The organism is Mycolicibacter sp. MU0102 (assembly GCF_963378105.1).
Taxonomy (GTDB): Bacteria; Actinomycetota; Actinomycetes; order Mycobacteriales; family Mycobacteriaceae; genus Mycobacterium; species Mycobacterium holstebronense.
Genome location: NZ_OY726398.1, coordinates 2,689,824 through 2,702,932, shown reverse-complemented (window position 1 = coordinate 2,702,932; position 13,109 = coordinate 2,689,824). Strand labels below are relative to the sequence as shown.

Here is a 13,109-nt window from a genome sequence, read left to right as displayed (position 1 = left end):
GGGTCAGGCCGGGCAGTAGACGTCGGTGTCGGGCAACTTGCCGCTGTCGAGGTAGCCGATCAGCGGTGGCAGCGTGCACGCCGAGTACACCGCGGCGCCATGCCCGATGCCCTGCCACATCACCCGCTTGCTGGCCGACCCGGCGTTGATGACGGCCGCGGCGGTGGCGGCCACGCCCTCCTCACCGACGATCGGATCGTTTTGCACCCCCAGCAGCAGGACGTCGATCTTGAGTTCCTTCGGCAGGTCCGGGGTACTGCTGCTGGGCCAGCTCAGGCACTGCGCCATGTCCAGCGCGCCGACCGTGCCGAACTGCGGGTATTCCTTGCCCCAGGCGACCACCAGCTCCCGGACCCGATCTGGCGTAGGTCGGTTGAGCGCGTCGGCGCAGGAGTTGACGAAGCGGCCGTCACTGCCGGTGGTGCCTTGGGCCCGGTTGATCAAGTTGTTCAACAGATTGGGGTCACCGGAATTGGCCGAGGCCAGTGCCCTGGCCAACTCGTTGGTGGTGTTGACGCGATCGCCGGTGGGATAGCCCAGGGCCGTGACGATCGCGTTGGTCACCGCGGCCACTGAGGCGCCGCCCGGACCATGCCCGGAGCGGGCGGAGTCCAGCACCGCGTTGATGGCACCCTTGGGGTCCGGACCCAGTGCGCAGCTCACCGCGACGCACTGCGCGACGAACGCCTCAAAGGCCGCCTGCTGGCCCTTCACCCGTTCCTCGGCGGCGGATTCGGCGGCGGCTCCGAGCGGGATGGGGGAGTCCAGTGCCAATCGGGCCACCTTCCCCGGGTGAGATCCGGCGTAGGCCAGGGCGATCTGAGCGCCATTGCCGATACCGATCAGCGACAGCGCGGGGATGTCCCAGATGCTGCGCAGCCGTTCGAGATCGGTGGCGGCATGGGTGTTGTCGTAGGAGGACTCACCCGGCGAGATGGAGTCGGTGCAGTCGGTGGTGGCTTCCATCGTGACCGTGCCCAGACTGGCCACTGGGTCGTCGCCGGGAGCGAACTGCGCCTGGTTCCACATTTCGTCGCGCTGGCTGCGATCGCGGCAGTCCACCGGACTCGACATCCCGGTGCCGCGCCGGTCTACGGCGACGATCGGGTGGCTCTTGAGCACGTCTGCGCCGGCCCGTGCCAGCCAGATCGGCAGCTGCAGCGACGACGGCAGATCCCATCCGGTGGTGAACACCACGGGGCCGGCGTCGCCGGGGGTCTGCACGGACCGAGCACGCACCACGCCGATGCTGATCGACCCGGAGCCGCCGCCGAGTGGGTCGACGTCGGCGTCGTAGCTGGCGCAGTCCAGCCGCACCCCGGGCGTGGCGGGCAGCGCGGCGTCGCCGAAGATCCGGGCGGTGCAGTCATGCCACGGTAGGTCGTTCTTGGGCACCTCTACCGCGGGCGGTCCAGCCTTGTCCGAGGTGGACTCGGGTTGCCCTTGGGCGCCGGCGCCGGAGTTGGTTGCAAAACGCGGGTCGGCGGCCAGCCCGGGTGCGCAACCGGCCAGCAGGGGCGCGGATCCGGCCAGTACGGCGGCAGCCGTCACCACCGCGACCCGGGCGAACCTCGAATAGCTGGTCATGCCTGTCACCTTATAGGCGCGCGCTTTTGACGTAGCGGCCGTAGAGGTAGCCGGATTCGTCGGCGAGCAGATGCGCACAGCGCATCGGCGTCGTCACCTCGCCCGGACCGGTGGCGATACGACGGGCCAGGCCACCGACCAGATAGGGGGCCATGGTCAGGCAGAGCTCATCGAGCAGCTCGCGCTCGATCAACGATCCCAGCAAGGTCGGTCCGCCTTCGGTGAGGACCCGGAACTGTTCGCGCTGCGCCAACGCAGCCAGCACCACGGCCTCGTCGACCCGCCCGGGGTCATCGCCCGAGCAGTCCAGGACTTCGGCATGCCCGGCCAGTCGCCGCCGGGTGGCCTCGGCGGCCGCGGAGCAGGTCAACACCAGCGGTGCCAGCTCCGTGTCGTTGAAGACCCGCAGGTCTCGGTCCAGTTGCCCGGACTGGGTCACGATCGCCAACCGGGGTATTTCGGACTGTCCGCGGTCGCGGCGGCCCTGGCGCTGGGCGACGCTCAGTCGCGCGCCGCCGTAGTTCTCGACCCGGACCGTGCCCGCACCCACCAGCACGATGTCGGCCAGCGCCCGCAGCAGCATGAACACCGACCGATCGCCGGGCCCGGCCAGCCCGCCGGAGGTGCCGGCCACCGTCGCGCCGCCGTCGAGGCTGCCGATGAAATTGGCCCGCACCCACACCCGTGGCTCGTCGGTTTCGGGATAGGCGTACAGCCGGCCCAGTTCGGCGTCGTCGATGGGCGCCGTGGAGCCCAGCAGGGTGAATCCGGGGTCTGCGCTGAGGTCGGACATGGCCTCGATTGCACCATGTGGCTACAGTTCGTGCGTGCCCAATCCAGCCGCCGAGTCGATCGATCACCTGGTGGACCGGCATCCGGCGGTATCGCCGGAACGGTTGATCGCGCAGCTCAAGCCGCCGCCGACGTTCGCCGGGGCCAGCTTCGCCAGCTATCGGCCAGATCCGGCGCAACCCAGCCAGGCGGCCGCCGTGACCGCGTGCACCGCGTTCTGCGCACAGGCGCTGACCCGCCGCGCCGGACGGCGCAAGCTGCTGGGCAAGCGCGAGGTGTTGCCGGGCGTGGGTATCTACCTCGACGGCGGGTTCGGTGTCGGCAAGACGCACCTGCTGGCCTCGATCTACCACACGATCACCGACACGGGCAGTGACAGCGTTCATGGCAGCGGCCCGCCGCCTGGGACGGCGTTTGCGACGTTCATGGAGCTGACCCAGTTGGCCGGGGTGTTCGGCTTCACCGAGTGCATCGAATTGCTCGGCGGCTACACCGTGGTGTGCATCGACGAGTTCGAACTCGACGATCCGGGCAACACCACCTTGGTGTCGCGACTGTTGTCCGAACTGGTGGCGCGTGGGGTCTCGATCGCCGCAACATCGAACACGTTGCCCGATCAGCTCGGCGAAGGCCGCTTCGCTGTGCAGGACTTTCTGCGCGAGATCAGTGCGCTGGCAAGCATTTTCAAACCGGTACGCGTTGACGGTCCCGATTATCGGCACCGGGATCTGCCGCCGGCGCCCGAACCGCCCTCAGCGCAACAGGTCACGCAGCGCGCAGCAGCGCGGCCCGGAGCGACACTGGACGACTTCGACGGGCTGTGTGTCCACCTGGCCACCATGCATCCGTCGCGCTACCTGACGCTGATCGAGGGCGTCACCGCGGTGTTCCTCACCGGTGCGCACCCCATCGACGACCAGAATGTGGCGCTGCGATTGGTCGCCCTCACCGATCGCCTGTATGACGCGGGCATCCCGGTGGTGGCTTCCGGCGCCAAACTCGACCAGATCTTCAGCGCCGAGATGCTGGCCGGTGGTTACCGCAAGAAGTACCTGCGGGCCACCTCGCGACTGCTCGCGCTCAGCAGCGGGGGTTAGCGAGGCTCGACGAAGGAGAGCCGAAGCTGGACCACCGCAATCGAACCCGGGGGTTAGCGAGGCTCGACGAAGGAGAGCCGAAGCTGGACCACCGCAATCGAACCCGGGGGTTAGCGAGGCTCGACGAAGGAGAGCCGAAGCTGGACCACCGCAATCGAACCCGGGGGTTAGCGAGGCTCGACGAAGGAGAGCCGAAGCTGGACTACCGCATCAAACCCGGGGGTTAGCTCACAGATTCCACTGCGCCAGGCGCAGGCCGGTGTTGCGCGACAGCATCACCACGTGGGTGACCAAGCCGCGGTAGACATCCCAGTAGACGCCACCGTCGACGGTGGAGCCCGCGGGAGCGTTGGTGAGCGCTGCGTCCAGGGTGGTCGGGTCGTCGGTGTGCTTGGACACGTAGGCGTCGCCGCCGGGCGTGACACCGTCGAAGGTGACCGACGCCGCCATGATGTAGGGGTTGGGCACCGAGATCGGGTGGACGGTTACGTTCGCCCGCCAGGGACCGCCCTGGTTGCGCCAGCGGGGCGTGCCGTTGGCGCCCCAGCCCGGGGGGATCTCGCTGGGCACCACGTCATGCACCGTGACATCGGCGACGATCGGGCCGAAGGCCTCATCGTGGTAGGAGATGCGCAGCGTGTCGCCGAGGCGACCGATCGGCGCTTCCGGGGTGGTGGTCGGCGTGGCGTTTCCGGCGGCCGGCGCCACCAGGGCTGCCAACGCGGTGACGACGGAAGTGACCAGGGCCAGAATCCAGCGATGCATCATGTCCTCTTCGTTTGCTTCTGGGCATGATGGCACATCGGCATCGCGGGTGCAGCAGCCTTGGCCCGGCACGTCCGCAGATGGTTGGTTTCGGCGGTCAGTTCGTGGTTTCCGAACCGGGGGAAGCCAGCTTCTCGGTGATCGCCTCCAGCGCTCGAGCCAGATCCGCTTCGGCCCGCTCCCGGTCGACTCCGGCGCGATGCAGGGGCCCGCTGCCCTCCTCGGCTTCCAGCAACGCCAGCAGCAGGTGCTCAGTGCCGATGTAGTTGTGGCCGAGGCGAAGTGCGGTGCGGAAGGTCAACTCCAGCGCTTTGCGCGCCGGGCCGTTGAACGGGATCAGGGCGGGCGGCTCGCCGTCGCCGGGCTCAAGGGCGACGGCGGCAGCAACGGCCTTCGGGTCGATGTGCTGCGCGGTGAGCAACGCGGTGGCCAGCGCGCCGGGATCGTGCAGCAGGCCCAGGACCAGATGATCGGGGGTGATCTCGGCGTTGCGTGCCCGGTGGGCGGCGTTCTGGGCCGCCACCACGGCACTGCGCGCCCGCGGGGTGAAGCGGGCGAAGCCCTGCTCGGGATCGAGCGTGGCGGCCTCAGGGCGCGGAACGAACTTCTTCTGCGCCGCCTGCTTGGTGACGCCCATGCACTTGCCGATATCGGTCCACGACGCACCTGATCGGCGCGCCTGGTCGACGAAGTGCCCGATCAGATGGTCGGCGACCTCACCGAGGTGCTCGGCGGCCAGCACGGCATCGGTCAGCTGCTCCAGGGGGTTGTCGTGCACGCCGGTGATGGCGTTGATCAGGTCGTCAAGGCGGACGGACTGCGTGAGCGGGGTGGGATCGGCCATATCGTCAACCTTAGGTTGACGATATGGCCGCGTCAACCGTTAGTTGACGCTGGGGGGTGGTGTGGCGCGGCTGGGGGAGGGAAACAGCCATTCCCCGAAGCCGTCGGCGAACCCAGATGACGGGGCATACCTGACTTTTGCCGGGCTGACACCGGCCGGCAGGGCGAACACCACGCAGCCGGTCGCGGACTTGCCGGGGGCGATGTGGAACATGCCGGAGTCGAAGTTCAGGCACTCGCCGACATCCTTGAGATTCGGTGCATAGCGCTGCCCGTCGGAACCGAACGCCCAGACGTTGGTGTTGATGTCGCCGTTCATGGTTGCGGTTCCCGGGTTGGCGATCGTGAACTGCGTCGCGATGTAGGTGATGCCCGGGTCGCCGGGGCCGGGCGTGACGGTCGCGGGATTGATCACCTTGTCCAAGGTGACGGTGACGGTGCTGCCGTCGGCTCGGGTGAGGGACAGGGTGTCGCCGGTGTGCCCGGCGGGTTTCGGGGTGGCCGGGCTCGATCCGCTGGAGGCGTCGGCCGCCGGTGGAGCGCTCGTCGAGTCGGTGTTGCTCGAGCATGCCGCTGACATGGCGGCGGCCAGGGTGAACACCGATAGGGCGACGATGGAGCGATTCATGGGGCCACCTTTCGCAAATTCCCTTCGTGCATTGTTACCGATTGTGGTGCTTACCGGCTGGTGGCCGCGGCCTGACCCGGGATTCGGGCTCGATCTCCGCACGTGCGGCGTCGCAAAATGTGATCCTTGTTACAGCTGGTGTGAAGTCGCAGTTAATAGGGCCGCGCTCCGCGCCATAGTGCCGGCACCGCGGCAAGGACCCCAGTCCTGGCCCGGGGCTCGGGAGTTCGATCAGTAGTGGCACTCGTCGGCATGATGCACAAGGCGAAGGGCCATACTCCGAAACGGAAAAAACCCCTGTCGTCACGCGGTGGCGGCGGCAGGGGTCTTCGCTATGTCGAGTCTGGTGCGCGGTACTGGGATTGAACCAGCGACCTCTTCCGTGTCAGGGAAGCGCTCTCCCGCTGAGCTAACCGCGCTTAGAGCCTTGGGACGGAGGTGGAGACGGGAATCGAACCCGTGTGCACGGCTTTGCAGGCCGTTGCCTCACCACTCGGCCACTCCACCGCAAGGGGTTGATGCCACTTGACACCCTCGAGCGGATGACGGGATTCGAACCCGCGACCCTCACCTTGGCAAGGTGATGCGCTACCAACTGCGCTACATCCGCGTGCCTCGGGCGAGATCGTCGCCCGGTGCCTGCAGAACATTAGCGGAGACATGTGAGACAGCACAACTCTGCATGTCAGACCGGCGATTCGCCTGAAAAGCGGCCTGCGCATTGATGCTTGGCAGGTTCGGCGTGCTAGTGTTCGTCCTCGTTCACCCGGTCTCGTAGCTCAGGGGGAGAGCGTCCGCCTCACACGCGGAAGGTCGCTGGTTCGATCCCAGCCGGGACCACAAGAAAGCCACCTGGAAACAGGTGGCTTTTCTCGTTTTTAGGGCCAGCCGGACTGTCCGGCAGTGCGAGGATGAGACCGTGTCGATGACGGTGCCCCGCACGGAGGTGCGGGCAGTGTCGGATTTGCTGGCCCGTGCTCGACCGGGGCCCGCGGCGTTGGTGATCGAGGGCGAAGCCGGCATCGGCAAGACCACCTTGATGCTGAGCGCGGCGGACGTGGCTCGCTCCCAAGGATTCGTGGTGCTGTCGGCGCATGGGTCTGCAGCGGAAGTCGATTATGCCTTCGCTGCGGTCGCTGACCTGCTCAACGGGATCGATCAAGCGGTGTTGGGAGAACTGCCCGGCCCCCAGCGCCTGGCGCTGGACAGGGCGCGAGACGAACTGGCCCCGGCTGAGCCGGACACCGACGAACGGGCCGTCGCCGCGGCGTTCTGTGCGGCTGTCGAGCGCCTCAGTGCGAGATCGTCGGTGTTGCTGGCAGTCGACGACGCGCAGTGGCTTGACCCGTCCAGTCGCGCGGTGCTCGGTTTTGCCGCCCGGCGCCTTTCGAAAAACGTTGGGCTTCTCGTCACGGTCCGCGTCGCGCAATCCAATCTCGCCGACTTGGCGCAGTGGTTGACCTTTCGCAATCCCGCGATCGCCACGCGTGTTCGGATGGGCCCGTTGAACGTCGAGGGCGTGCACGATCTCATCGCCGCACGCTGGGACCGCACGCTGCCCCGCCCGGCGCTCAACCGGGTCCACCGCATCTCGGGCGGCAATCCGATGTTCGCGCTGGAATTGGCCCGAGCAGAGCTGGACGCACCAGGTGCCGCGGCCGATCTGCCGGACAGTCTGGCCGCGCTGGTGAGCAGTCGCCTGCAACGTCTGGGCGATGATGCGTTTGCGGTCCTGCTGGCCGCGGCCTGCTCTGCATCACCGACCACCGAGGAACTGAGTCGGGTCACCACGCTGTCATCCCAACGTGTGATGGAGTCGATCGAAGCCTGCGAGAAGCTCGGTGTGGCCACCCTGGATGGTCACCACGTCCGATTCGCCCACCCGCTGTACGCCAATGGCGTGGCCGCCAGCGCTTCTGTGACGCGCCGTCGCGCCACGCACCTGGCCCTGGCCGGCGTCGTCGCGGACCGCACCTTACGAGCCCGTCACCTGGCGTTGGCGGCGTCGACAAGCGACGCGGCCACCCTGGCTGAGCTGGACGCGGCTGCCGACGCCTTGGCGGCGCGTGGTGCGCTGGCCGCCGCTGCCGAGTTGATCGACTTGGCACTGGACCGCGGCGGCGATAGCCCGCAGCGGCGAATTCGCTCAGCGGAACTGCACTTTCGCTCGGGGTCGATAGCGCCGGCGCGCGCGCATCTGCAGCGCGTACTGGCCGATGAGCCATCCGGGGCATTGCGTGCCCTGGCGCTGGCGCACCTGGGCGCGGTGAAGGCCTATGACGACGACTTGTCCGGCGCCATCGATGCGCTGTCGGCGGCTGCCGATGAGGCTGCTGATGTCCCTGCGCTCAGGCTGGTGTGCTTGTTGCGGCTATCGCTGGCACTGGCGATCGCTGACCGGATGGGCGCGACGATCGAACACGCTCAGCGTGCAATCGCGTTGGCCGAGGAACTGGACGCGCCCGGGCTGCGCAGCCAGGCCTTGGCGATCTGGGTGACAGCGACGTTCATCCGGGGCGGCGGCGTCGATCGTCCTGCGCTGCAACTGGCCGTGCAGCTCGAAGACCCACGCAGCGGTGCCACCACGTTCCTGCGCGCTCGAGCCGTGCAAGCGGTGATCTCGGCGTACGTCGGCGACCTTGAGACCGCCGGCGCCCAGATCCACGCGGTTCGCCACGAAATGACTTCCGACGGCAGTGAAGTGGATCTGGTCTGGGTGGACAATCGCATTGCCGCGGTGGCGATCTGGGCCGGCCGTTACGACGAGGCGGCCCGCGTCGCGCACGCGGCCGTGCAGCGCGCCGAACAACTCGGTGGGCGGCTTTCGTGCGCCACGGCATGGACCAAACGAGCCGCCGTCGCGGCATTTCACGGGCGCGTCACCGATGCTCGCGCCGACGCCCATGCCGCGATTGCGGCGGCACGCGCCGTTGGCGCACTCCGGCAAATCAAGGAGCCGTCCAGAGTGCTTGCCTTCCTGGAGGTATCGCTCGGTGACTACGCTGCTGCGCTGGCCGTGCTGCGGCCACTGCTGGACCAATTCGATCCCCCTCACGAGCTGGAGATCGAGGGTGGGGAGCATCTTCCCGATGCCATCGAGGCGCTCAGTGCGCTCGATCAGCTCGCGGAGGCCGAAGCCCTCGTCGATGCGCTCGAGACGCACGGCACTGACCGTGACCGGCCTTGGATGATGGCTGTCGGGGCCCGCGGGCGTGCCACGGTGCTGGCCGCTCGTGGTGACCTTCCCGCGGCACTTCGTGCCCTCGAGCGCGCCATGGCGCATCACCAGCGGCTCTCAATGCCCTTCGAGCAAGCGCGCACGCAGCTCCTGTTGGGCCAACTGCAGCGTCGCCGGCGTCAACGGGGGAGTGCGACCACGAGTCTGGCCGCCGCGCTTGGCGCTTTTGAGGCGCTCGGTACGCCACTGTGGGCGGAGCGGGCGCGGCGGGAGTTGGCTCGCCTGCGTGGCGCCCGCGGCGACGGCCGGCGACTGACTCCCGCCGAAAGGCGCACCGCCGTTCTCGCGGCTCGCGGCATGTCCAATCGCGAGATCGCCGTCGAACTGTTTCTGGCCGAAAAGACCATCGAGAGCACGCTGTCGGGCGTGTATCGCAAACTCGGCATCCGCACCCGGGCAAGACTGGCCGCGGCGCTAGATGCCGACGATATGACGTGATCGCCACATCGAACGCAGGCCCCGACGTAAGCTGCCACGATGACCATGCCGACTCCGGTTCTGAGGTCTTTGCGTCTCGTCGCCACGGTTCTCGGTTTGTGCACCGCGGTCGCCGCCGGCTCGCCGGTGACCGCTCAGGCGGCGTTTACGGCCGTGCAGCAGGTCAAACGGGCCCCGGCCGGGTCGCCGGTCGGCACGGCGACCATGAAGGTCCTCGGGCCTGCCGACGGTCCGGTCGACATCAGCTATCGGATCAACGGTGGCCCGCAGCAGACCGAGTCGAACGTGACGCTGCCGTGGGAGAAGAATTACCCGGTCTACGACGAGGTCGAGACTTCGGTGACCGCCGACGCCGGCGATGCGGCGCTTAGCTGCACCATCACCATGGACGGCATGCTGGCTGCGTTCAAAACCGAAGCGCGCCCCACGTGTAGCTTCGCCTACTACGGGTGACCGCTGGCGCGGTGTATTCAGCGCAGATGGTCGTTGAGGGCGCCGTCGGCTCCGAACAAGCGCGAGCGCCAATAGTCAAGCAAGGCAACGGTATCCACATCGTCAGGGTGAAATCCCGGGCGTAGGTACACAGCCGCGTCGCGCAGAAATCCGCGGAAGAAAGGCCCGCGGTACAGCGCAGCGATTCCCCGCAACGCCCGCCGCGGTTGCCGTCGGGCTGCAGGATCACGGGCCAGTGAGACGATCAGCCCGAGCGCAATGAGCGGAACCGTGGCGGCGATCACCACCGCCATCGCCATGATCCGGACCGCCTCGGAACCGCCGACGGCGCGATAGAGGTCAAAGGCCACCGACTTGTGCTCAAGTTCTTCCACCGCATGCCAATTCAGCAGATTCCACACCTCGGGAGTTCCCGGAATGGCCTGGATCTCATCGGTGGACAGGATGCGCTCCGCCAGCACGGCGGTGTAGTGCTCCAGTGCCGCGGTCTGGGCCAGATGCACCTTGGCCGGGGTCCGTTCCTCGGCGCGAATTCTCCAGCGGTGCACGGCATCCGAATCCTGCCAGCGGATCGGATAGCCCTTGTCTGCGAGCACGGCGTTGAGTCGACGGTGCTCCTGGCCATGGGTGGACTCCTGGCCGATGAACCCCGCCACCTGCTTTTTCAGCACCGGGTCGGTGACGCGATCGGCGAAGCGTCGCACCGAGCGAATGAAGGATTCCTCGCCCGCCGGGAATCCGCCGGACAATCCGGCCAGGAAGTGGCTGAGCACCATGTCGTCGTCGGCGAAATACTTGCCGTAGCCATCGCTGTTGTCGAAGCCGTCGTCGAAACGGAAACGGATCCGCCGAGTCTTCGGGTAACTCGGTGCCGAGCGCGGTCGCCGTTGGCGTGTCATGAGGCAGAGCGTAGCTAGCACCGGGCGCTCGGGACGGGCCCGTCGCACCGCGTAGGCGTTAGGCGATCATCGGGTCGATCGCAGACCGGGGCACCAGCACGTGTAACCCCCCGGCCGAGGCGGGCAACAAGACGCCCTGGTCGAAAAAGAAGATCACCCCGTCGTTGACCACGGCGAAGTTCTGATAGTTGGCGGGGTCGTACAGCGCGGCTTGTGCGAACGGTAACGGTGGTGGCGCCGTGGTGGACGTGCCTGTGGTCGACTGTCCTGGTTGTGCGGGCGGCGGCGCCAGTTGCTGCTGCAATTCAGTTTGGACGATCGGGGCGACGGTCTTTAGCGGATCGTCCACCTGCCACAACGGCGCGTGTTCTTTGTCGTCCGGCGTCGCGGAGTACGTGATCGCCTTGCGGTACGTCTGGTCCCAGTTGAACGCCTTGTACGTCGTCTGTGGCTGCGCTCCGCCGAGATTGTGGTTCACCGTGAACACCACCGCTTGCGTGCCGCGCGGGGGAATCGACGAGCTGTATTCCGTTGGCTTGATGCGCAACTCGTACGCTGTGCTGTGCGACGCGCCGGACTTGGCCGAGTTCAAGAACGCGTCGCGGGTCGCGGCGATGTACTCGGCGACCGCCTTCTGGTCGGGGTAGTTCAGCGGCATGCTGATGTCGACGACATACCCGGGGTCGGAGACCTGGATCTCACACGTGCTGCCGGTATTGCCCCCGTGGAGCTCGGCGCAGTAATCCTTCGGGGCCGCTGCAGCCACGGCCACGCCACCGAACGTGGCCGCAACCGTCGTGACCACGGCCACGCTGAAAGAGCGCATGAGTCAGACCTCCTAGCAAAGACGGCAACGCGCCGCGAGCAAAGATTAACGCGCACTCACCCCGAAGCCCCGCCTGACGTGCAGCTTCGTCTACGGTGAGCGGTGTTCAGGCCATTTCGGGAACGTTCAGATGGGCGATCGCCAGATCGAACTCGGCGACTTCGAGTATCTCTGCGCCGGCGTCGTTGACAGCCTGCGCCCAGATCGCCTGCTCGCCGCTGCGACTGGCAACCAGTGCCGCCCGGTCGTCGAAGCTGACCGACGACACCGCGCGTCCTGAATGCCGGTCCACCAGCAAAGTGGTGCTGCAGAAACCGTGGAGGTCCTCCAGCGCAGGCATGAGCGCCAGCTTGTAGGTGTCGATCATCCGCTCGCAGCCCGCCGGGTCGGTCCGCAGCCAGGTGACGCGTACACCCGCGTGCCGCCGAGACCGGTGATCGCGGCGCACCGCGGCGATCTCCCAGCGGCTCACCTCGGCGGTGGCGTGGAAGATCTCGGTGGCGCGGTCGCGCAAGTGCTCGGCGCTTGCCTCACTGGCACGCAAGGTGTCCTCATCCAGCCACGACGAGGTGATGATGCAGCGGCCGGCGTCGCGATCGACCAGCATCGACATCCCTGCGCAGCCATCGGTGTCGGCCAAGGCTGGCATCACCACACCGCGGACATGGGTGATCCCCTCATCGAGAAAGGACGGATGGGCGTGGATTGAGGTTGCGCGCGCGAACATGTCGGCCTCCGGTTGGACGGGGCGACGCCGCGGCGGCGCCGCCGGTCCCTTCCACCATGCTCCGGCTGCGGTGCGGGGACAACCCTTATTCGCCCCCCAATTGGCTGACTATTCGGTGACGGGGTCCGGCTGGGCCCGATGTTGGGCGTCCAGTTCCGCGATCTGGGCGCCGACGCGGCCCTTCAGCGCGAGGGCCGCGATCAGCCCGGCGAGCAGGGCGATCAGCAGCGCCACCCAGGAGAACCGGGACAGCCAGTGTTCGGCCGCGACGCCGGCGTAATACACCAGGGCAGTGGTCCCACCGGCCCAGAAAATCGCGCCGGTCACGTTGGCGATCAGGAAGTGTGGATAACGCATCTTCAGGGCCCCGGCCAGCGGGCCGGCCAGGATGCGCAGCAGCGCCACGAATCGGCCGAAGAACACCGCGCTGGCGCCCCAACGGCCGAAGGACCGTTCGGCGAAGGCGACGTGGCCGGGACCGAAGTGATTCGGAAAGCGCCGGCCCAGACGGTCGAAGAGCGGCATACCGAATCGCCGGCCGATCGAATAGCCGATCGAGTCACCGATCACCGCGCCGATCACCGCGGCCACCGCAACCCCGACCGGATCGACCGCCAACTCGTGTCGCGATGACAACAGCGCGGCGCCGACCAGCATCAGCTCACCCGGCAACGGAACGCCCAGGCTCTCTATCCCGATAACCGCGCCGACGAGCAGATAGACCAGAACGGGCGGGATCGAATACAGCAGGACATCCACCGACATGCGGCCAAGCATGCCTGACGTCGCCCAGGAAAGCCCGTCACGACCGTCGGC

General features: G+C 67.5%; 12 protein-coding genes and 4 tRNA genes. 4 read left to right on the top strand and 12 right to left on the bottom strand.

What is annotated here, in order from left to right:
- Positions 1-3: 3 nt before the first annotated feature.
- Entirely contained in the window at positions 4-1,587 is a 1,584-nt protein-coding gene (locus RCP37_RS12560; protein ID WP_308483432.1) for an alpha/beta hydrolase, read from the bottom strand.
- Positions 1,588-1,597: 10 nt separating this feature from the next.
- Positions 1,598-2,380 (bottom strand): pyrimidine reductase family protein, encoded by a 783-nt coding sequence (locus RCP37_RS12555; protein ID WP_308483431.1) that lies wholly within the window; start codon positions 2,378-2,380, stop codon positions 1,598-1,600.
- On the opposite strand from RCP37_RS12555, the gene zapE reads away from it, so the two are divergent.
- Positions 2,379-3,476, top strand: a complete 1,098-nt coding sequence (gene zapE / locus RCP37_RS12550; protein ID WP_308483430.1) for a cell division protein ZapE — start codon at positions 2,379-2,381, stop codon at positions 3,474-3,476. The genes RCP37_RS12555 and zapE overlap by 2 nt on opposite strands.
- Before the next feature lie 228 nt (positions 3,477-3,704).
- Here the strand turns inward: zapE and RCP37_RS12545 are convergent, their stop codons facing one another.
- The 6 genes from RCP37_RS12545 to RCP37_RS12520 all read right to left on the bottom strand — a co-directional run bounded on the left by RCP37_RS12545 (position 3,705) and on the right by RCP37_RS12520 (position 6,322).
- A complete protein-coding gene (locus tag RCP37_RS12545; RefSeq protein WP_308487065.1) occupies positions 3,705-4,241 on the bottom strand; it encodes a hypothetical protein in 537 nt (178 codons plus the stop codon).
- Between the two features lie 97 nt (positions 4,242-4,338).
- Entirely contained in the window at positions 4,339-5,085 is a 747-nt protein-coding gene (locus tag RCP37_RS12540; protein ID WP_308483429.1) for a Clp protease N-terminal domain-containing protein, read from the bottom strand.
- Positions 5,086-5,124: 39 nt separating this feature from the next.
- On the bottom strand, positions 5,125-5,712 hold the full coding sequence (locus tag RCP37_RS12535) for a DUF4352 domain-containing protein (protein WP_308483428.1): 588 nt from the start codon (positions 5,710-5,712) through the stop codon (positions 5,125-5,127).
- A 344-nt stretch (positions 5,713-6,056) separates the two neighbouring features.
- A tRNA-Val gene (locus tag RCP37_RS12530) sits at positions 6,057-6,131 on the bottom strand.
- Positions 6,132-6,148: 17 nt separating this feature from the next.
- A tRNA-Cys gene (locus tag RCP37_RS12525) sits at positions 6,149-6,219 on the bottom strand.
- Between the two features lie 30 nt (positions 6,220-6,249).
- A tRNA-Gly gene (locus tag RCP37_RS12520) sits at positions 6,250-6,322 on the bottom strand.
- A 158-nt stretch (positions 6,323-6,480) separates the two neighbouring features.
- On the opposite strand from RCP37_RS12520, the gene RCP37_RS12515 reads away from it, so the two are divergent.
- The 3 genes from RCP37_RS12515 to RCP37_RS12505 all read left to right on the top strand — a co-directional run bounded on the left by RCP37_RS12515 (position 6,481) and on the right by RCP37_RS12505 (position 9,841).
- A tRNA-Val gene (locus tag RCP37_RS12515) sits at positions 6,481-6,552 on the top strand.
- 85 nt (positions 6,553-6,637) lie between these two features.
- Positions 6,638-9,388 (top strand): AAA family ATPase, encoded by a 2,751-nt coding sequence (locus tag RCP37_RS12510; protein ID WP_308487064.1) that lies wholly within the window; start codon positions 6,638-6,640, stop codon positions 9,386-9,388.
- A 39-nt stretch (positions 9,389-9,427) separates the two neighbouring features.
- Positions 9,428-9,841, top strand: a complete 414-nt coding sequence (locus RCP37_RS12505; protein WP_308483427.1) for an MmpS family transport accessory protein — start codon at positions 9,428-9,430, stop codon at positions 9,839-9,841.
- A gap of 17 nt (positions 9,842-9,858) precedes the next feature.
- Here the strand turns inward: RCP37_RS12505 and RCP37_RS12500 are convergent, their stop codons facing one another.
- From RCP37_RS12500 to RCP37_RS12485, 4 genes are all read right to left on the bottom strand, one after another.
- Complete coding sequence (locus tag RCP37_RS12500) at positions 9,859-10,740, bottom strand: metal-dependent hydrolase (protein ID WP_308483426.1); 882 nt, start codon at positions 10,738-10,740, stop codon at positions 9,859-9,861.
- A 58-nt stretch (positions 10,741-10,798) separates the two neighbouring features.
- On the bottom strand, positions 10,799-11,566 hold the full coding sequence (locus tag RCP37_RS12495; RefSeq protein ID WP_308483425.1) for an esterase: 768 nt from the start codon (positions 11,564-11,566) through the stop codon (positions 10,799-10,801).
- A 106-nt stretch (positions 11,567-11,672) separates the two neighbouring features.
- Entirely contained in the window at positions 11,673-12,293 is a 621-nt protein-coding gene (locus RCP37_RS12490) for a hypothetical protein (RefSeq protein ID WP_308483424.1), read from the bottom strand.
- A gap of 108 nt (positions 12,294-12,401) precedes the next feature.
- Positions 12,402-13,058 (bottom strand): DedA family protein, encoded by a 657-nt coding sequence (locus RCP37_RS12485; RefSeq protein WP_308483423.1) that lies wholly within the window; start codon positions 13,056-13,058, stop codon positions 12,402-12,404.
- Positions 13,059-13,109: the final 51 nt, after the last annotated feature.